Consider the following 18,395-nt stretch of genomic DNA (forward strand, 5'->3'; position numbering starts at 1 on the left):
GATTAAAAATTCAGGCAGGATAAGTTTCAGTAGGTCTAGATAATTGTCCAAAGCTTTGTTTTAAAAAACAAAAATCAGAATTCTATTTCAATTCACACACAACTTTTGAGAATGATCCAACAATTGTTGTGTTTATGCAAAAATCGTTGTTAATCTATACAGAAAGAATTCTACGGGATCAAGAACAATTGTTGTGTTTATGCAAAAATCGTTGTTAATCTATACAAGAAGAAACTACAACTCCTTCCCTGGATCCCAGAAAATTTCATCAAAATCTTGAATTTGATTATCAACCACTACAACGCCTTCACTTTCCAGAAGTTGTTGCATTAAGTTAGTGCCTTTAAAGTGGTGTTTCCCTGTTAACAGTCCTTTTCTGTTTACAACTCTATGTGCGGGCACTTCAGCTTTGTTACTATTGTTTAATGCCCATCCTACCATCCGCGCGCTTCTTGATGCTCCTAAGTAATTTGCAATAGCTCCGTATGAAGTTACCCGTCCGTATGGGATAAGTGCCGTAACTTGATAAACTTTTTCAAAAAAGCCTGTATCAGACATTCTAGATTTCTCTTAAAATTTTAAATAAGGTAATAATAGAAATGGCTGCAGTTACCAATCCGATTACATAATTCATATTCAAACTCAATTTTTTAGAATGTTCCTTAGGTCTAAAAAACTGAACGTATAAGGCAAGACTAGAATAAGTTCCTATTCCCGAACCAATAACTGCCATCCAAATTTCGAGTTGTGAAAAGGAGAATAACTCGAAAGCAGAAAAAGTTATACTTAGATACATCCAATATGGTAGCGGCAGTAAATTTAGCATTGCAATAAAAATTCCTAAGAAAAATCTATTCCTTTTAGAATTGTGCTCGCGGTCGCGAATCTCCCGGCGAGTATCTTTCGCAATAAAAAAGAAGTAAATGGTAAGGCTAATAAATATACCTAAAGCCACTTTCTGAAGCATGCTTACCACTTCGGGGTGTTGCTCTATATAGCGCGCTAAGATAAGCGCTATATACGTTTGAGTCATTACAGTAATACACACACCTAAAGAAAAAAGAAAAGCTCGTTTTCTGCCTTCCTTCATGCTAATTTTAGCAGCATACATATTTATTAACCCAGGAGGCAAAACACCTAAAAACGACCCTAGAAATCCTATTAAAAAATTGTAAACTAATGTCATTCAGGGGTGTTCTTTTTGTGAATATACTAATTTTATTTCTAACGAAATTTGAATCTAATGTAGGTTATCTTCTTTCCTTTCTCTAAATATTGATTTTCGTAAAAAGTTTGAATATTAGTAACTGCTTCTGGCGCTCCATCACTTCCATATACATCGTGATGTGCATATTCAATAGTTTCACGTAGCCCGTGAAGCAAACCAAGAGTGTAACCGTGCATAAATTCACTGTCGGTTTTTAAGTGTACTACTCCCCCTGGCTTTAATATCTTTTTATATTTATTTAAAAAATCTTCGTTGGTTAATCTGTGCTTAGTACGCTTGTATTTTATTTGCGGATCTGGAAACGTAATCCAAATTTCATCTACTTCATTTTCCTCAAAAATATGATCAACAAGTTCAATTTGGGTGCGTAGGAAACCAACGTTGTCTAGGTTTTCTTCCAAGGCACTTTTTGCACCGCGCCAAAAACGGGCTCCTTTAATATCTATTCCTAAGAAGTTAGTTTTAGGATTTAGTTTTGCAAGACTTACCGAATACTCTCCTTTCCCACAACCGAGTTCTAACACCAAAGGGTTATCGTTTTTAAAGAAATTTTTACACCAGTTACCTTTAAGCTTAAGCAAATCGCCTATTACCTCTTCTCGTGAGGGTTGCACCACATTATCAAAAGTTTCATTTTCTCTAAAGCGCTTCAGTTTATTTTTACTTCCCAATGTATATAAAGTTATGAGTTATTGAATATTGGGTTTCTAGCCTTTATTGGATTTACCCGATTATTTCCTGCCCGAACTGTAACTTTGATAAACACAAACGTGTAAACCATAAGCTGTTCCCTTGCAGGTTGACAAAATTAATGAAATATAACTTCGCGGCAATTATTGCTACCTTTGTTTTATGCGGAAAAACAACACAATATTAGTGGCTCCATTAAATTGGGGACTTGGGCACGCTACACGGTGTATCCCCATTATCCGCGCACTTCTAGAATACAATTACAATGTGTTAATTGCTTCGGATGGAGAAGCTCTAAAAATTCTCCAAAAAGAATTTCCACTTCTTGAATCGTTAAACCTACCTTCATACAACATCACCTACCCCAAAAAAGGTAGTTATTTTAAGTGGAAGATGTTTCTAAAACTTCCTCGAATTCAAAAAGCAATTGCAGCGGAAAAGCGAATTGTAAAAAATTTAGTCGATTCTGGAAAAATCAATGGAATTATAAGCGACAATAGGTTCGGTGTAAGAAACGCAGGGATTCCTTCCGTATTTATAACACATCAGTTAAACGTATTGTCGGGAGGCACTTCTTATTTAAGCAGTAAAATCCATCAAAAGATTATCAAGAAATTTGATGTTTGCTGGGTACCAGATGTAGATGATTTAATTATGAACCTCAGCGGGAAATTAGGACATTTAAAACGCCATCCATTTCCAATAAAATACATTGGTATCTCTAGCAGAATGATGAGAAACGAGCTACCTAAAACCACCGATGTTTTAGTGCTTATTTCTGGTCCAGAACCGCAACGCTCAATTTTTGAAGAGAAATTAAAACAGGCATTTAAAAAAACTGATAAGAATGTTTTAATGGTGCGAGGTGTTATAGAAAATGAACAAGTATGGCAAGATTTCGAAAATATAAAAACAGTGAATTTTATGATGAGTAATGAACTTGAAGATGCTATTAACTCAAGCAAATTAGTTATCTCGCGATCTGGCTACACTACATTAATGGACTTAACGGTATTAGAAAAAAAAGCATATTTTATTCCGACACCTGGACAATACGAACAGAAATATTTAGCAAATCGGTTAAAGAATCTCGGAATCGCCCCTTCCTGTAAGCAGAAAAATTTTTCTTTGGATAAACTTGATGCAGTAGAAAACTATAAAGGCTTGGAGCAAATAGTCCAACAGCCTATTAATTATTCAGAATTATTTTCCCTTTTCGAGCGTAAATGAAAACTCCGATCCTATTCCGTATTGGCTTTCTACATAAATCTTTTCTTTATGAGCCTCAACGATGTGTTTTACAATAGAAAGTCCTAGTCCACTTCCACCCTCTTTTCTAGAACCACTTTTATCTACTCTGTAAAAACGTTCAAAGATTCGCTTTAGGTTTTCTTGTAAAATCCCTTCTCCATTATCGGTAATCCTTAATAGAATTTTATTTTTACCGATATTATCAAAGCCTACTTCGGTAGTACCTTCCTTCCTACCATATTTAATTGAATTGACAATTAAGTTTGTTAGCACTTGTTCAATCCTTTCCTTATCGGCATTTACAATTATAGGCTCTTTGTATTCCTTATCAAAAACCAGAGAAATATTCTTCTTCGCGGCTTTCATTTCTAATAAGTCGAATATACTTTGAACTAACTCGATTATATTGAAATTCTCTTTTTTAAGAACAAGCCCCCCTATTTCCAACTTAGCTATCAAATCGAGCTCATTTACAATATAAGCAAGTCTTTCTACTCCTTTACTAGCCCTTTTAAGATATTCTTTACGCACTTTTTTATCGTCTAACGCTCCATCTAACAGCGTTAGAATATAACTTTGAACTGTAAACAATGGGGTTTTTAGTTCGTGAGAAACATTACCCATAAATTCTTTTCGGTAATTCTCACGAATATTTAAGGATTCTATTTCGGTTTTTTTATCGTTTACATAGCGTTCAACTTCCTTAGTTAAGCCTTCCAAATCTGTAGTCACAGAAGGTTGTGGAAAGTCCTTTTCGTATAAAACACTTACATCCTTGTAAATTTTCTTTATTCGCAGATAAATAAATTTTTCAACACGATACTGAAGAATTATATACGAAATGAAAAATAGAATTACAAAATAAAGCAGTAACCAACCCGAAATGCTTTCCTTTAAAACATATTGAAACGCAACCAATCCCAAAACTGAGAATAGCGCTATCAAAAATGCTGTGGACGCAGCAAATCTATATTTTTTTGAAATTTTCATCTATAGGAGTTCGGTTATCTTTTCAAACTATTAAATTAAAGAAAAGAAGATAACAATAGGTGTTTTAAATAACGAATTTATAACCAACACCTTTAACTGTTTTAAACCTTTCGTCGCCTATTTTCTCGCGAAGTTTTCGAATGTGTACATCAATAGTTCGACCTCCTACTATAACGTCATTTCCCCAAATACTATCTAAAATATTCTCACGCTTAAACACTTTACCTGGTTTTGATGCAAGTAGTGCCAGGAGTTCAAATTCTTTCTTCGGTAGCATTATCTCTTCTTTTCCTAGCAAGATCTTATACTCTTCGCGATTGATAACAAGGTCACCTAATTTCATTTTATCGCTTTCTTCCTCATCCTTAAACCTGCGTAGCAAAGCTTTTACCTTACTTACAAGAACCTTTGGCTTTATAGGTTTTGTAATATAATCGTCTGCTCCAGCGTCTAAACCAGCAACTTGAGAAAAATCTTCACCGCGAGCGCTTAAAAACGTAATCACTGTTTCTGATAAATCTGGAATAGATCTTATTTTTTCGCACGCCTCAATGCCATCCATTTTAGGCATCATAACATCCATAATGATAAGCTGAGGCTTTACTTTTTTAGCCTTATCGATTGCCTCAACACCATTTTCTGCTGTTTCAATTTTATATCCTTCTAGGGCTAAATTGTATCGCACTATTTCAAGAATATCTGGTTCGTCATCTACTAATAAAATTGTTATATCCTTTTTTTTCATACTTAAAACCAGTTGTTTTTTGATGCTGTAAAGATACTATTATTAATCGCAGGATAACTTTAGCACGTTTATTGTTAACTATAAGATAACCTTAAGATAACATATTGCTTAAGTAGCGACATAAATCAAAATAATTTTAAAAATAACTTCAACTTACTGATTTTCAGATATTTAATTAAATTATTTTGTATATTTACTAATCAATATAAAATCTCTTGCCATGAAAAAAATTACTTTATTTGCCGCACTCCTCGTTAGTGTTGTAACTTTTTCTCAAATAGCAAGTACTAGCTTTGAAGAGCCAGAGGTATTTGCTGGGAAATACACAGATACAGGCGACCCCAATGTTGCACACGACTTGATTAACAATGCCAATGAACCTCTTGTCAACTTTACAAGTACCGGGATTGAGCTTGGTTTTAAAGCCTCATATATTCCATACGACACTCCAGGAGTTGGTTCTACCGATGGAGATTACGTTGGTGTAACCAAAACTAAACCTTCATCAACCGTAACTTTTACAGATGGTGCTAACGGGTATAGAATGAGTGATACCGATGGGAACTTTATTTTAAAGTTTGACGAAGTTGATTTATCGGGTGTATCTGCACCTGTGGTTTTTGTTGATTTTCTTTTATCTATTAATAGTAATCCTACCAAAGGGAATTATGAAGGTGACGGAACTATTAACGAATCTGGTCACGATAGACTTAGAATCTTTGTGAAGGATTTAACCAATCAAGTTGAAATTGATTTATTTAATTCAACAGGAAGCAATCTTGACGACTTCGTTCCCTTCGACTCTTCCATTGGCGAATATTTACTTCAATGGCAAACCGTAGAAGCGCAACTATCTCCAGATACTATTGTACAATTGGTTATTGAAGGAAGAAATAATGCTACTTCAGAATCGTTTTGGTTTGATAATATTGTTTTTGATGGCGCGATAGGTGTAAAAGATTTTTCAAAGTATAAAGCCAACATTTACCCGAATCCTGCAGAGAAAGGATATATCTACATAACATCGAATCTGTATGAAAATAAAAAAATCACCATCTATGATATATTAGGTAAAGAAATACTATCAACAACAATAAAAGGCGATAGGCTTGATATATCTAATTTAAACAGCGGTGTTTATATTTTGAATATTGAACAAGGAAAGGACTCCACTACTAAAAAGCTTATCGTTAGATAAAGCTACGGGAATTGAACTTTTAAAGCTCTTGTTATGGCAAGGGCTTTTTTATTTATCTATTTTTGAAAAAATTTACTCTCTTAATAATATGCTCGAAAAGGAAATTTTCAATATCACTTCTCCCGAAGAATTTGAGAAAATTGCATTGGATGTCTTCCGCTTTCAATATGAAAATATAGAGGTATATCAAAAGTTTTGTAAGCACCTAAATGTAAACTCTTCAGAAGTAGAATCTTTAAAAGAAATTCCGTTTCTTCCTATTCAGTTTTTCAAAAGCCACAAGATAATTGCTACAAACTCAATTGAAGAAACAGTATTTACAAGTAGTGGAACTACTGGAAGCATCACGAGTAAGCATTATGTTGGAAGTTTAAAATTGTACGAAACAAGTTTCTTAAAGGCTTTTAAAAATCAATACGGAAATCCAGAAGATTATACCATATTGGCCCTTCTTCCCTCATATTTGGAGCGAGAAGGATCTTCCCTTATTTATATGGTAGAAGATTTAATTAATAAGAGTAACAATCCTAATAGCGGTTTCTACCTTTATGAAACTGATAAACTAATTGAGAAGCTTGAGTTTCTAGAACAAAGAGAGCAAAAAACAATTCTTATAGGTGTGTCTTACGCTTTGTTGGATTTAATTGAAAAAAGAAAATTTCAATTAAAGAATACTATTGTTATGGAAACAGGAGGCATGAAAGGCAGAAGGAAAGAAATGATAAAAGAGGAGTTACACCAAATCTTAAAAAATGGCTTTGGAGTAGAAAAAATTCACAGTGAATACGGGATGACTGAATTACTTTCACAGGCGTATTCTGTTGGGGATGGTGTTTTTTCTTGTCCGCCTTGGATGAAAATTTTAACTCGCGACACTGAAGATGCGCTTACCTATACCATTGAAAAAACCGGAGGTATAAATGTAATCGATCTTGCCAATCTTTACTCCTGTTCCTTTATTGCCACACAAGACTTAGGGAAGACTTTTCGTGACGATACCTTCGAAGTTATAGGACGTTTCGACAACAGCGATGTGCGTGGTTGTAACCTGATGGTTTTTTAATTATTTTTTTAACATTATTTTATTATATGCAAACGTAAGTAACTCTAAAACGTTACGACATATCCTCTATGAAAAAGTGATGATTTTTCATAATTTGGTTGGTTAGTTAATCTGAAAATCCCCGTGCATTCAATGCAGGGGATTTTTAATTTTGTAGAATTAACTCAAACCGCTTAGAGTTTATACCACTTTTATAATAAAGTAATTTTTCTTACCTCTTTGTAAAAGAACAAATTGATTGTTAATCAAATCGTTTTCAGTAACAGTAAAGTTGTCTGAAACTTTTTCTTTGTTAACTGAAATTGAATTTTCTTTTAAAGCGCGACGAGCTTCACCATTGGATTTTAAAAACCCTGTTTTTTCAGCTAATGCGCCGATAATGTCTACTCCATTTTTAATGTCTTCCTTAGATATTTCAGCTTGAGGCACTCCGTCGAAAACATCAAGAAATGTTTGCTCATTTAATTGTTTTAGATCTTCTGAAGTAGATTTACCAAACAAAATTTCTGAAGCTTTTACTGCATTTTCAAACTCTTCTTCACTGTGCACTGTAGTTGTAACTTCTTGAGCCAATCTTTTCTGAAGCAAACGCATATGTGGTGCTTCTCTATGTTCAGCAATTATAGTCTCAATAGTCTCTTTATCTAAGAACGTGAAAACCTTAATGTATTTTTCAGCATCTTCATCACTAGTATTTAACCAATATTGGTAAAATTTGTAAGGTGACGTTTTATTAGCGTCAAGCCAAACATTGCCGCCTTCACTTTTCCCAAATTTAGTTCCATCGCTCTTTGTTATCAACGGACACGTAAGAGCGTAGCCTTTTGTACTGTCCATTCTTCTTAAAAGCTCGGTACCAGTTGTAATATTTCCCCATTGATCGCTACCTCCCATTTGTAAGGTACAGTCTAAATTTCTGTTCAAATGAACAAAATCATATCCCTGAATCAATTGGTAAGTAAATTCTGTAAACGATAGACCATCGGCACTCTCACCGCTCAATCTAGTTTTTACAGAATCTTTAGCCATCATATAATTTACGGTGATATGCTTACCTACGTTACGAATAAAATCAAGGAAAGAAAATTCCATTATCCAATCGTAATTGTTAACAAGCACAGCTTGATTTTCAGCTCCAGAAGTAAAATCTAGGAATTGTGATAGTTGATTTCTAACACCTTCTTGATTCCTTTTTAAGGTTTCTTCATCTAGCAAATTTCGTTCGCTACTCTTCATTGAAGGATCCCCAATCATTCCTGTAGCCCCACCAACTAAAGCAACAGGTCTATGTCCGCAACGTTGATAAAACGACAAAAGCATAATAGGAACAAGATTCCCAATGTGTAACGAATCTGCAGTTGGGTCAAATCCAACATACGCAGAACGCATGGTCTCCATAAGGTGCTCTTCAGTTTCTGGCATTACATCGTGTATCATGCCTCGCCATTGTAGTTCTTCAACGAAATTTTTTAGCTTCATTTTGTATTTTTTTTGTACAGTGCTTTGTTGCGGAATTTAAGGGTGCAAAGATACGTTTATCGTTTAAAGATTCAATGTTCAAGATTTATAATTTGAATTAGTTATGTTATAATAAGCATGTAGAAAGCTATTCACTTCGGAAACTAACAGCAAATATTTATTATACAAGAAGCTGTTTTCCTTTTAAAAAGTTGTTTCAATTGTACTATAAACATAAATGAAATTGAATTTCGAATTCGAATTCCTTTTGACTATTTTAGCTTTATGATTTTAGTTACTGGTGGTACAGGTTTAGTAGGCTCACATCTTTTATATTTTCTTTTACAGGAAAATGAAAAAGTGCGAGCTATTCACAGAGCGAAAAGCGATTTAAACTCTGTAAAAAAAATCTTTTCCTTATACACATCTGAAGCTGATTCACTTTACAATAAAATTGAATGGGTAGAAGCAAGTGTAAACGATATTCCTGCACTAACAGAAGCTTTTAAAAATATCACACGTGTTTATCATTGTGCCGCAATAATCAGCTTCGCCTCTTCAGAATACAAACTTCTCAAAAAAGTAAATATTGAAGGCACAGCCAATATTGTAAATCTTTCTCTTGCAAACGATGTAAAGAAGTTATGTTATGTGAGTTCAGTTTCTACCTTAGGTAGCAATATAATTGATAGTTTTATCTCTGAAGAAACTCCATGGAATTCTGATGAGAAAAACAGCGTTTACGCTATTACGAAATACGGTGCCGAAATGGAAGTATGGCGTGGTACTCAGGAAGGCTTGGATGCCGTAATAGTTAATCCCGGAGTAATCCTCGGTACTTCCCCAAATAATGATGGTAGCGGAGTTATAGTAGGTTTAGGCGCAAAAGGAATTCCTTTTTACCCTAGTGGATCGATGGGAATTGTAGACATAAAAGACGTAGTGCGCGCGATGATCTTCTTGATGAATTCTGAGGTTAAGAATGAACAGTATATTTTAGTAGGTAAAAACATTACTTTTAAAGAATTGTTATCCAAATTAGCTGTACTATTTGAAAAAAAACCACCAACAAAGAAACTTTCTAAAGGAATTATGTTATTTATTAGCGGAATAGACTGGCTACTGAATAAGCTTTTTAACACCAAGAGAAAAGTTGTAAAAGCTAATGTCTTGTCTATGTTTACCAATACTACCTACAATACAGATAAACTAAGAGATCAATTCGATTTTAAGTACACACCAACCGATGAAACACTAAAAAGAATTGTAACTGAAATTAAACAAGCATCAATTTAAACTGTCGACTTTATTAGCCGATTTTAATCTTTCACTAATACTATCTCTTCTCGCCCTATCTAACTTAATAATGCTATCCATTTCTTCCCGCATAGATAATAATTCACTTTCTACTTTTTGAATCATTATCATATAACTATTTATATCGGAAGCATAATACGCATTACTTTTTGCAAACTGTAAACTATCAATTTGATACTTAGCATAAATCATAGAATCTATTTTTATACCTTTTGAAATAATCGCCTTGTTATTTACACTTCTAGCCGCATTAATTAGATAAGTTTCCTTAAGAATATCAATCATTTTATCTTTAGCAATGAGGTTTTCAGGCTTTTCAGGTATATTAACATCCTGACAGCCCAAAGCACTTATAACGACAAATATTAAAATGAGTGATTGTTTCATTATCTATTAAAAGTAAGTCTTTCTGGGTTGCTTTTGTTTGGAAATTTTGAGTTTTCGTAAACTACAATACCATTCACTAAGGTATGAGTAACTCGTGATTTAAAGATTTTCCCATCAAAAGGTGACCAACCACATTTATAAAGAATATTTTCTTTTTTTACATTCCAAGGTGAATTCAAATCAACAAGAACTAAATCGGCTTTGTAACCTTCGCGAATAAAACCACGTTCTTTTATTTGAAACAATATCGCCGGATTATGAGCTATCTTCTCAACAATTTTCTCAAGAGATATTTTTCCTTGGTGATATAGCTCCAACAACGCTACTAAGGCGTGCTGCACCAAAGGTCCACCTGAAGGCGCGTTTAAATAGTTATTGTTTTTCTCTTCTAAGGTATGTGGCGCATGGTCTGTTGCGATTACATCTATGCGATCATCCAAAAGTGCTTTTAGCAATCCATCCTTATCCTTTTGAGTTTTTACAGCAGGATTCCATTTAATTTTTGTGCCTTTGCTTTTATAATCCTCATCTGTAAACCATAAGTGATGCACACAAACTTCGGCTGTAATTTTCTTTTCTGCCAATGGCTTTTTATTGCTAAAGAGATGGGTTTCTTTTTCTGTTGAAACGTGAAATACATGAAGTCTTGCTCCAGTTTTTTGGGCGAGTTTTATTGCTCTAGACGATGAAATATAACAAGCCTCCTCACTTCTAATTTTTGGATGCATTTCAATTGGAATATCCTCACCGTATTCGGCTTTATATTTTTCTAAATTTTGTTTGATAGTTTCTTCATCCTCACAATGTGCAGAAATTAGCAAGTTGGTTTTGCTGAAAATTTCTTCTAATATTTTTGGATCGTCTACCAACATATTTCCTGTTGAAGAACCAAGAAACAGTTTTAACCCTGCAACTTTTTTAGGGTCTACTTTTAGAATTTCTTCCAAGTTATTGTTTGTTCCACCAAACATAAACGAATAGTTAGCCCAAGAAGTTTTAGAAGCTATCTCAAACTTTTCTTCCAGCAAATCGATCGTTGTAGCTTGAGGCACTGTGTTTGGCATTTCGATAAATGAAGTAATACCTCCAGCAACTGCGGCTTTAGACTCAGTTTCAATATTTGCTTTATGTGTTAACCCTGGTTCTCTAAAATGTACTTGGTCATCAATCATCCCTGGCAATAAATAGCTCCCGTCAGCATCAATGATTTTAGTGTCGGCAGTTTTCATACTGATTGTTTCCGACACCTCCGTAATTCGTCCATCATTTACAAGCACATCGCCTTTAAAGATTTTCCCTTCATTTACAATATTCGCATTCTTAATTAAAACTGCTTTCATTGAATTTTTTTCTATTAAATACACTTTTGAGTTTCATTGCAATTACACCAAAAATAGCTTCAGAAATTATTCCTGAACTCATTTTTGATTCGCCTTTTGTTCTATCGGTAAAAATTACCGGTACTTCTGTTATTTTAAAATTACTTAGGTGGGCCTTAAACTTCATTTCAATTTGAAATGCGTATCCCACAAAACGTATGTTATTCAGATTTATTTTTTGCAGTAATTCTCTTTTATAACAAATAAAACCAGCCGTAGTATCATAAATATCTACTCCCATGATAAGACGTACATATTTTGAAGCTAACCAAGAAAGCAAAACTCTGCTCATTGGCCAATTTACCACGTTTACACCAGTAACATACCTCGAACCGATAGCCATATCGTTACCGTCTTTATGGCAAGCATTGTACAAGCGAATTAAATCGTTTGGATTATGCGAAAAATCGGCATCCATCTCAAAGATATAATCGTAATTATTAGCTAATCCCCATTTAAACCCTGCAATATATGCCGAACCTAAACCTGTTTTCTTTGTACGTTTTAAAATAAAAAGTTTTTCGGGGTAAGTATCAAAATTTGCTTCTACCACCTGTGCTGTACCGTCAGGGGAGTTGTCATCCACAACCAAAACGTGAAATTCGCGCTGTAATGAAAATATAGTGCGCAAAAGTCGCTCTATATTTTCAATTTCATTGTAGGTTGGCACCACTACTAACGCCTTAGACATACTGCAATTTTAGCGCAAATGTACCCTTTTTTGATCAAATAATTGTGAAGATAATTCTATTTGACGCTTTAATCTGAAACTATAATTTACCGTACCTTTGCTAAAAATTTATTGCGTGGAATTTAGCGAAAGAATAATAATCTCTTCAGATTGGGCTACATTTTTGCTTGTTGGCTGCTTCGCTCTATTTGCCGTTGCAAAATATTTTTATCCACGAAGATTTCAAGAGTTCTCTTTACTCCCGATTACCAATCAATATTTCTTTGTACACGGAAAAAGTGATGAGTTAAAACATCCTTTCAACATGCTGTTATTTGTAACGCAAATAATAAGTGTTTCAATTTTCGCTTACATATTGTACACCGTATTCAATCCTTCTGAGGCTCAGAACAATAAGTGGCTTTTTGTGCAAATTTGCACTGCTTATAGTTTGTTTGTTTTAATTAAATTTTCATTAGAAAAAATTATAGCGAACATCTTTTCATTAGACGTGATTATCAACAATTATTTGTATCAAAAACTTAGTTATCGCAACTATCTGGGTATTTTATTCTTTATTGGCAATTTATTCTTCCTTTATATTTACCCACCAACAGCTACTTCAATACTCATCTTTACCTTTATTCTATTAGTGTTAAACGCTATTGTACTGTTATACAGTTATAAAAAAAATGGAGATTTAATATTAGGTAATTTCTTATATTTTATTTTGTATCTTTGCGCACTTGAAATAGCACCATATATAATCCTTTATAAATTGTTTATTTAGATCGGATTTTGTCTCATTAAAAAATCGTAATTCCTTATGAAAGTGAAAACTATTTTGGTTTCCCAGCCTGAGCCTAAAATTGAAAACTCGCCTTATTTTGACCTTATTGAGAGGCAAAAGGTAAAGATAGATTTCGTTCCTTTCATTCACGTTGAAGGCGTTTCTAGTAAAGAAGTCCGCACTCAAAAGGTTGATCTTACAAAATACACGGCTTTAATTCTTACAAGTCGAAATTCTGTAGATCATTTTTTTCGTATTGCAGAAGAGCTTAGATTCAAAGTTCCAGATTCTATGAAATATTTTTGTCAGAGTGAGGCGGTAGCCTACTACCTACAAAAATATGTGGTTTATAGAAAGAGAAAAATATATGTTGGTCAAAGAACTTTTCAAGAACTAGCTCCTCTTATTAAGAAGTATAAGAATGAAAAATTCTTATTACCTACATCAGACAAATTAAAACCTGAAGTGCCAGCGGTTCTAAATGAACTTAAAGTAGATTGGAAAGAAGCAACTTTTTACAAAACAGTAATTAGCGATTTATCTAATCTTCGCGATGTTTATTACGATATCTTGGTATTCTTTAGCCCTAGCGGAATAGAATCATTATTCGAAAACTTCCCAAATTTTAAGCAAAACAACACTCGTATTGCTGTTTTCGGGAATACTACAGTAAAAGCGGCTACTGAGTTAGGCTTACGCGTAGACATACAAGCTCCAACACCTGAAACACCATCTATGACTATGGCCTTGGAGAAATATATAAAAGAAGTTAATAATAAGAAATAATATTACTTCGATTAATTGCAAAAAAAAGGCTTACCAAATGGTAAGCCTTTTTTGTATCTGTATATTTCAATAGTTATTCTGAAGCTGGAGCACCTGATAAAATCTCATCATTAGCATAGGCTTCGAACTTTGAGAAGTTCTCTTTAAATGAATTTGAAAGTTCTTTAGCCTGAATATCATAAGCTTTTTTATTCTTCCAAGTATCTTTCGGATTTAAGATTTCAGAAGGCACATTAGGGCAAGATTTAGGCATCATTAAGTTGAAGATTGGATGTTTTTCAAACTCAACACCTTTTAATTCACCTTCTAGTGCTGCAGCAATCATTGCACGAGTGTACTTTAATTTCATTCTGTTTCCAACTCCGTAAGGACCACCAGTCCATCCAGTGTTTATCAACCAAACATTCACACCAGAATCCTTCATCTTCTTACTTAACATTTCTGCATATTCTGTAGGGTGAAGTGGCATAAAAGGCGCACCAAAACAAGCTGAGAAGCTCGGTGTTGGCTCGTTAATCCCTTCTTCAGTACCAGCAACCTTTGCAGTGTATCCACTAATAAAGTGGTAAGCAGCTTGTCCTGGAGTTAATTTTGAAATTGGAGGTAACACACCAAAAGCATCAGCCGTTAAGAAGAAAATATTCTTCGGGTTTTCACCCATAGACGGCTTCTGAATATTATTAATATGGTAAATAGGATAACTTACACGCGTGTTTTGTGTGATAGTTGTATCGGCAAAATCTACTTCGCCTTTATCATTCATCACAACGTTTTCTAGAATAGCCCCAGGCTTAATTGCGTTGTAAATATCTGGTTCGTTTTCTTGAGAAAGGTTAATAACCTTTGCGTAACATCCACCTTCAAAGTTGAAGATCTTGTTATCTGCTGTCCAACCGTGCTCATCATCACCAATCAATCTGCGCTCTGGATCTGCAGAAAGTGTAGTTTTTCCTGTTCCTGAAAGACCAAAGAAAATAGCTGTTTCACCATCTTCTCCTACATTGGCAGAACAGTGCATTGGCATGGTATTTTTGTAAACAGGAAGTATAAAGTTAAGAGCAGAGAAAATCCCCTTCTTAATTTCACCTGTGTACCCAGTACCACCAATAAGTGCAATCTTTTTTGTAAAGTTTAAGATAGCAAAATTGTGCTGACGTGTTCCATCAACTTCAGGGTCTGCCATAAATCCTGGTGCATTTACAATTAACCACTCTGGATCAAAGCTTGCAAGCTCTTCATCTGTAGGACGAAGAAACATATTGTGAGCAAACATATTAGACCATGGAGTCTCAGTAATTACACGGATGTTAAGTTTGTAATCTTCTTCTGCACAAGCATAGCTATCGCGAACATATACATCTTTACCAGAAAGGTAATCTACAACCTTGTCGTAAAGCGCGTCAAACATACTTGGTGGAAATGGAATATTTATATTTCCCCACCATACTTTATCACGAGTTACATCGTCTTTTACAATAAACCTGTCTTTTGGAGATCTCCCTGTGAATTCCCCAGTATTAACAGCTAGGGCACCCGTGCTAGATTCCTTCCCCTGGCCCTTTTGTAAAGTTTCCTCGTGAAGTTCTTGAGATGAAAGTTGATACTTAACTTTTGCGTTTTTGATTCCATATTCATCTATGGAAATCGTTTTTTTAGTTTGGTTATTACCCACCATAACTTGTTTTAGTTTTTTGAAGTGTACAAAAATAACAATTCTTATACAGACTTCTGAATTTAAAATAAATTTATCGCTTCTTTAACGTTAAAATTCCAAATGCTAACAAAATCCAGCCTACCATAAACAATAAACCACCAATAGGTGTAATAAAACCTATAACCGATGTATCAAATGATAGAATTTCATCCATAGACAATAAATATATAGACCCTGAGAAAAATATAATGCCCGTAATAAATAACCAAAATATTTTCTTTTTTAGCTGCTGCGGTATTAAAGGAACTAGTCCTAAAAATAAAATTGCAAGGCCATGATACATTTGATAACGCACTCCAACTTCAAAAGTTATGAGAGATGATGAATTTAACACTTCCTTTAAACTATGCGCTCCGAATGCTCCAATACCAATGGTAATTGCTAAAATGATCGAGGCTGTTGCAGCTACATTTTTATCAAAAACTGTCATTTTTAAAATTTGGAATTAGTAATTTCGTCCTTCTTAAATAAACTTCAAAGTTAACAAAAAAACTCTCCCAATGAGAAACATATTAATAATAGGTGCAGGAAGATCAGCAACAAGTTTAATTCGGTATTTGCTAGACAAAAGTGAAGAAGAAAATCTTTTTATAACCATTGGTGACATTTCAGTACAATCTGCAAAGAAGTTAATTCAAAATCACCCAAATGCAAAAGGGATATTACTAGATGTTTTTAATGACGCACAACGAAAAGAAGCTGTTAAAAACAGTGATTTAGTAATCTCAATGTTACCAGCTCGCTATCATATTGAAGTAGCTAAAGACTGCCTAGCGCTTGGAAAAAACATGGTTACGGCTTCATATGTGAGCAAAGAAATGCAAGCTCTTAACCCTAAAGCTGAGGCAAAAGGACTAATTTTTATGAATGAAATAGGTCTTGACCCTGGTGTTGACCATATGAGTGCCATGCAAATAATAGACAGAATTAGAGCAAAAGGTGGTAAAATGCTTCTTTTTGAATCGTTTTGCGGTGGATTAATTGCTCCAGAAAGTGATGATAACCTGTGGAATTATAAATTTACTTGGAATCCGAGAAATGTAGTTTTAGCTGGTCAAGGTGGCGCGGCTGAATTTATTCAGGAAGGTAAGTACAAATACATCCCTTATCACAGACTTTTCCGTAGAACCGAATTTATCAATATTGAAGGCTATGGAAAATTTGAGGTGTTGGCAAACAGAAACTCACTGCAATATCAATCTGTTTATGGACTTGAAGACATTCTTACTTTATATCGCGGAACCATAAGAAGGGTTGGTTTTAGCAAAGCTTGGAATATGTTTGTTCAACTTGGAATGACGGATGACACTTACACCATCCCAGACTCTGAAAACTTAACTTATCGTGATTTCGTGAATTTATTCTTAGCTTATTCTCCAACAGATTCAGTTGAACTTAAGCTTCGCTATGCATTAAAAATCGATCAAGACGATTTAATGTGGGAAAAACTTGAGGAATTAGACATTTTCAACGATAAGAAAACTATTGGTATTAAGAATGCTACGCCTGCCATGGCTCTTCAAAAAATATTGGAGGAAAAATGGACTTTATCTGAAGAAGATAAAGATATGATTGTAATGTACCACAAATTTGGTTATGAACTAAATGGGGAAAAGCATCAAATTGACAGTCATATGACTTTAATTGGTGAAGATCAAACTCATACTGCCATGGCAAAGACAGTAGGATTACCTGTTGCTATCGCCGCCATAAAAATCCTTAACGGTGAAATTACTACACCTGGAGTTCAGCGCCCTATTGCTAAAGAAGTTTACGAACCAATCTTAAAAGAACTTGAGGATCACGGTGTAATTTTTAAAGAGGAAGAAGTGAAGTATTTAGGCTACAACCCAGAAAACCTGCACTTAGGATAATCACTTAATTTAAAATCATAAATAATAAAAGCCTGCAGAAATGCAGGCTTTTATTATTTATATATAGTTTGATATTAATCTCTATTAAGGAATATTGAGATAAAATATAGTAAGGTTGCTAAAGACCCAATTGCAGCTACTACATAAGTTCTAGCCGCCCATTTTAAAGCATCTTTTGCACCTTCGTGTTCTTGTGGAGTGACCATATTATTAGTTTCCAACCAAACTAAAGCTCTTTTACTAGCGTCAAATTCCACCGGAAGTGTAATAAATGCAAAGGCAGTAGTCACTGCAAATAAGGCTATACCAATCCCAAACACCCAAGTTCCAAAAGCAGAACCAGTAGCAAATAAAATAAGCCCAGCCATAATCACAAAATTGGATAATTTACTAGATACACTTACTGCAGGAACAATTTTAGAACGCAGTTGTAACCAACTATATGCAGTAGCATGTTGTACCGCGTGACCGCACTCATGTGCAGCTACAGCCGCAGCCGCAGCATTTCGTTGCATATAAACTGGCTCACTTAAATTTATTGTTTTATCTGCCGGATTGTAGTGATCTGTTAATTGTCCCGCAACCGAGATAACTCTTACATCTGTAATTCCATTGTCGGCAAGCATTTTTTCAGCGATTTCTTTACCGCTCATTCCATTTTGGAGATGGATCTTGCTGTATTTTTTAAACTTACTTTTTAGCTTATTGCTAACATACCAGCTTACCAAAAAGATAAGTCCAGCAATTACATAATATCCCATCATAATTTTAATGTTTTAGGTTTGTTTGTTTCTTTTTCTATAACTTTTATCACTTGTGCATTGTAAATCTACTTCGTAATTCTACAAGACACAA

General features: G+C 34.3%; 19 protein-coding genes. 7 read left to right on the forward strand and 12 right to left on the reverse strand.

What is annotated here, in order from left to right; all coding sequences use genetic code 11:
* Positions 1-234: 234 nt before the first annotated feature.
* Genes H4O20_RS09445 through trmB form a run of 3 tightly spaced genes read right to left on the reverse strand, consistent with a single transcriptional unit; the run spans position 235 to position 1,899 of the window.
* On the reverse strand, positions 235-558 hold the full coding sequence (locus H4O20_RS09445; RefSeq protein ID WP_139853882.1) for an MGMT family protein: 324 nt from the start codon (positions 556-558) through the stop codon (positions 235-237).
* Between the two features lies 1 nt (position 559).
* Entirely contained in the window at positions 560-1,186 is a 627-nt protein-coding gene (locus H4O20_RS09450; protein ID WP_139853883.1) for a LysE family translocator, read from the reverse strand.
* Between the two features lie 38 nt (positions 1,187-1,224).
* Positions 1,225-1,899 (reverse strand): tRNA (guanosine(46)-N7)-methyltransferase TrmB, encoded by a 675-nt coding sequence (trmB, locus tag H4O20_RS09455; RefSeq protein WP_139853884.1) that lies wholly within the window; start codon positions 1,897-1,899, stop codon positions 1,225-1,227.
* 181 nt (positions 1,900-2,080) lie between these two features.
* Between trmB and H4O20_RS09460 the strand changes: the two genes are divergently transcribed.
* Positions 2,081-3,148, forward strand: coding sequence for a glycosyltransferase (locus tag H4O20_RS09460; RefSeq protein WP_185099090.1), 1,068 nt, complete (start codon positions 2,081-2,083; stop codon positions 3,146-3,148).
* On the opposite strand, the gene H4O20_RS09465 is transcribed toward H4O20_RS09460, so the two are convergent.
* Together H4O20_RS09465 and H4O20_RS09470 are read right to left on the reverse strand one after the other, a co-directional pair.
* Positions 3,122-4,159 carry a cell wall metabolism sensor histidine kinase WalK gene (locus tag H4O20_RS09465; RefSeq protein ID WP_185099091.1) on the reverse strand — a complete coding sequence of 346 codons (1,038 nt, stop codon included), beginning with the start codon at positions 4,157-4,159 and terminating at the stop codon, positions 3,122-3,124. The genes H4O20_RS09460 and H4O20_RS09465 overlap by 27 nt on opposite strands.
* Before the next feature lie 64 nt (positions 4,160-4,223).
* Complete coding sequence (locus H4O20_RS09470; protein WP_139853887.1) at positions 4,224-4,904, reverse strand: response regulator transcription factor; 681 nt, start codon at positions 4,902-4,904, stop codon at positions 4,224-4,226.
* Positions 4,905-5,124: 220 nt separating this feature from the next.
* Between H4O20_RS09470 and H4O20_RS09475 the strand changes: the two genes are divergently transcribed.
* Positions 5,125-6,102: a T9SS type A sorting domain-containing protein gene (locus tag H4O20_RS09475; RefSeq protein ID WP_185099092.1), complete on the forward strand. Its 978-nt coding sequence runs from the start codon at positions 5,125-5,127 to the stop codon at positions 6,100-6,102.
* Positions 6,103-6,190: 88 nt separating this feature from the next.
* Positions 6,191-7,165 carry an acyl transferase gene (locus tag H4O20_RS09480; protein WP_185099093.1) on the forward strand — a complete coding sequence of 325 codons (975 nt, stop codon included), beginning with the start codon at positions 6,191-6,193 and terminating at the stop codon, positions 7,163-7,165.
* 180 nt (positions 7,166-7,345) lie between these two features.
* Here H4O20_RS09480 and tyrS read toward each other — a convergent pair whose 3' ends face one another.
* Complete coding sequence (gene tyrS / locus H4O20_RS09485; RefSeq protein ID WP_185099094.1) at positions 7,346-8,644, reverse strand: tyrosine--tRNA ligase; 1,299 nt, start codon at positions 8,642-8,644, stop codon at positions 7,346-7,348.
* Between the two features lie 264 nt (positions 8,645-8,908).
* Between tyrS and H4O20_RS09490 the strand changes: the two genes are divergently transcribed.
* The gene (locus H4O20_RS09490) at positions 8,909-9,919 is read left to right on the forward strand and encodes an NAD-dependent epimerase/dehydratase family protein (RefSeq protein ID WP_185099095.1); all 1,011 of its coding nucleotides are present in this window, start codon (positions 8,909-8,911) and stop codon (positions 9,917-9,919) included.
* Here H4O20_RS09490 and H4O20_RS09495 read toward each other — a convergent pair.
* Genes H4O20_RS09495 through H4O20_RS09505 form a run of 3 tightly spaced genes read right to left on the reverse strand, consistent with a single transcriptional unit; the run spans position 9,911 to position 12,397 of the window.
* Positions 9,911-10,327, reverse strand: a complete 417-nt coding sequence (locus H4O20_RS09495) for a DUF4296 domain-containing protein (RefSeq protein ID WP_185099096.1) — start codon at positions 10,325-10,327, stop codon at positions 9,911-9,913. The two genes, H4O20_RS09490 and H4O20_RS09495, sit on opposite strands and share 9 nt — an antisense overlap.
* Complete coding sequence (locus tag H4O20_RS09500; protein WP_185099097.1) at positions 10,327-11,667, reverse strand: dihydroorotase; 1,341 nt, start codon at positions 11,665-11,667, stop codon at positions 10,327-10,329. The genes H4O20_RS09495 and H4O20_RS09500 overlap by 1 nt, the downstream gene beginning before the upstream one ends.
* Complete coding sequence (locus H4O20_RS09505; RefSeq protein ID WP_185099098.1) at positions 11,648-12,397, reverse strand: polyprenol monophosphomannose synthase; 750 nt, start codon at positions 12,395-12,397, stop codon at positions 11,648-11,650. Before H4O20_RS09505 ends, H4O20_RS09500 begins: the two co-directional genes overlap by 20 nt.
* A 115-nt stretch (positions 12,398-12,512) precedes the next feature.
* Here H4O20_RS09505 and H4O20_RS15380 point away from each other — a divergent pair, with 115 nt between their 5' ends.
* Both H4O20_RS15380 and H4O20_RS09515 read left to right on the forward strand, forming a co-directional pair.
* Positions 12,513-13,166 carry a DUF4271 domain-containing protein gene (locus H4O20_RS15380; protein ID WP_185099099.1) on the forward strand — a complete coding sequence of 218 codons (654 nt, stop codon included), beginning with the start codon at positions 12,513-12,515 and terminating at the stop codon, positions 13,164-13,166.
* A 36-nt stretch (positions 13,167-13,202) separates the two neighbouring features.
* Positions 13,203-13,952, forward strand: a complete 750-nt coding sequence (locus H4O20_RS09515; protein WP_185099100.1) for a uroporphyrinogen-III synthase — start codon at positions 13,203-13,205, stop codon at positions 13,950-13,952.
* A gap of 73 nt (positions 13,953-14,025) precedes the next feature.
* Here H4O20_RS09515 and pckA read toward each other — a convergent pair whose 3' ends face one another.
* Complete coding sequence (gene pckA / locus H4O20_RS09520; protein WP_139853897.1) at positions 14,026-15,627, reverse strand: phosphoenolpyruvate carboxykinase (ATP); 1,602 nt, start codon at positions 15,625-15,627, stop codon at positions 14,026-14,028.
* Positions 15,628-15,697: 70 nt separating this feature from the next.
* Entirely contained in the window at positions 15,698-16,096 is a 399-nt protein-coding gene (locus tag H4O20_RS09525; RefSeq protein WP_185099101.1) for a DUF423 domain-containing protein, read from the reverse strand.
* A 70-nt stretch (positions 16,097-16,166) separates the two neighbouring features.
* On the opposite strand from H4O20_RS09525, the gene H4O20_RS09530 reads away from it, so the two are divergent.
* The gene (locus tag H4O20_RS09530; RefSeq protein ID WP_139853899.1) at positions 16,167-17,540 is read left to right on the forward strand and encodes a saccharopine dehydrogenase family protein; all 1,374 of its coding nucleotides are present in this window, start codon (positions 16,167-16,169) and stop codon (positions 17,538-17,540) included.
* Between the two features lie 74 nt (positions 17,541-17,614).
* Here H4O20_RS09530 and H4O20_RS09535 read toward each other — a convergent pair whose 3' ends face one another.
* The gene (locus H4O20_RS09535; RefSeq protein ID WP_185099102.1) at positions 17,615-18,304 is read right to left on the reverse strand and encodes a zinc metallopeptidase; all 690 of its coding nucleotides are present in this window, start codon (positions 18,302-18,304) and stop codon (positions 17,615-17,617) included.
* Positions 18,305-18,395: the final 91 nt, after the last annotated feature.

The organism is Aequorivita sp. 609, from assembly GCF_014212065.1.
GTDB classification, from domain to species: domain Bacteria; phylum Bacteroidota; class Bacteroidia; order Flavobacteriales; family Flavobacteriaceae; genus Aequorivita; species Aequorivita sinensis.

Coding starts and splice junctions, on each gene's coding strand:
- H4O20_RS09445 (WP_139853882.1), bottom strand. CDS start 558: ATGTCTGATACAGGCTTTTTTGAAAAAGTTTATCAAGTTACGGCACTT.
- H4O20_RS09450 (WP_139853883.1), bottom strand. CDS start 1,186: ATGACATTAGTTTACAATTTTTTAATAGGATTTCTAGGGTCGTTTTTA.
- H4O20_RS09460 (WP_185099090.1), top strand. CDS start 2,081: ATGCGGAAAAACAACACAATATTAGTGGCTCCATTAAATTGGGGACTT.
- H4O20_RS09465 (WP_185099091.1), bottom strand. CDS start 4,159: ATGAAAATTTCAAAAAAATATAGATTTGCTGCGTCCACAGCATTTTTG.
- H4O20_RS09470 (WP_139853887.1), bottom strand. CDS start 4,904: ATGAAAAAAAAGGATATAACAATTTTATTAGTAGATGACGAACCAGAT.
- H4O20_RS09475 (WP_185099092.1), top strand. CDS start 5,125: ATGAAAAAAATTACTTTATTTGCCGCACTCCTCGTTAGTGTTGTAACT.
- H4O20_RS09480 (WP_185099093.1), top strand. CDS start 6,191: ATGCTCGAAAAGGAAATTTTCAATATCACTTCTCCCGAAGAATTTGAG.
- tyrS (WP_185099094.1), bottom strand. CDS start 8,644: ATGAAGCTAAAAAATTTCGTTGAAGAACTACAATGGCGAGGCATGATA.
- H4O20_RS09490 (WP_185099095.1), top strand. CDS start 8,909: ATGATTTTAGTTACTGGTGGTACAGGTTTAGTAGGCTCACATCTTTTA.
- H4O20_RS09495 (WP_185099096.1), bottom strand. CDS start 10,327: ATGAAACAATCACTCATTTTAATATTTGTCGTTATAAGTGCTTTGGGC.
- H4O20_RS09500 (WP_185099097.1), bottom strand. CDS start 11,667: ATGAAAGCAGTTTTAATTAAGAATGCGAATATTGTAAATGAAGGGAAA.
- H4O20_RS09505 (WP_185099098.1), bottom strand. CDS start 12,397: ATGTCTAAGGCGTTAGTAGTGGTGCCAACCTACAATGAAATTGAAAAT.
- H4O20_RS09515 (WP_185099100.1), top strand. CDS start 13,203: ATGAAAGTGAAAACTATTTTGGTTTCCCAGCCTGAGCCTAAAATTGAA.
- pckA (WP_139853897.1), bottom strand. CDS start 15,627: ATGGTGGGTAATAACCAAACTAAAAAAACGATTTCCATAGATGAATAT.
- H4O20_RS09525 (WP_185099101.1), bottom strand. CDS start 16,096: ATGACAGTTTTTGATAAAAATGTAGCTGCAACAGCCTCGATCATTTTA.
- H4O20_RS09530 (WP_139853899.1), top strand. CDS start 16,167: ATGAGAAACATATTAATAATAGGTGCAGGAAGATCAGCAACAAGTTTA.
- H4O20_RS09535 (WP_185099102.1), bottom strand. CDS start 18,304: ATGATGGGATATTATGTAATTGCTGGACTTATCTTTTTGGTAAGCTGG.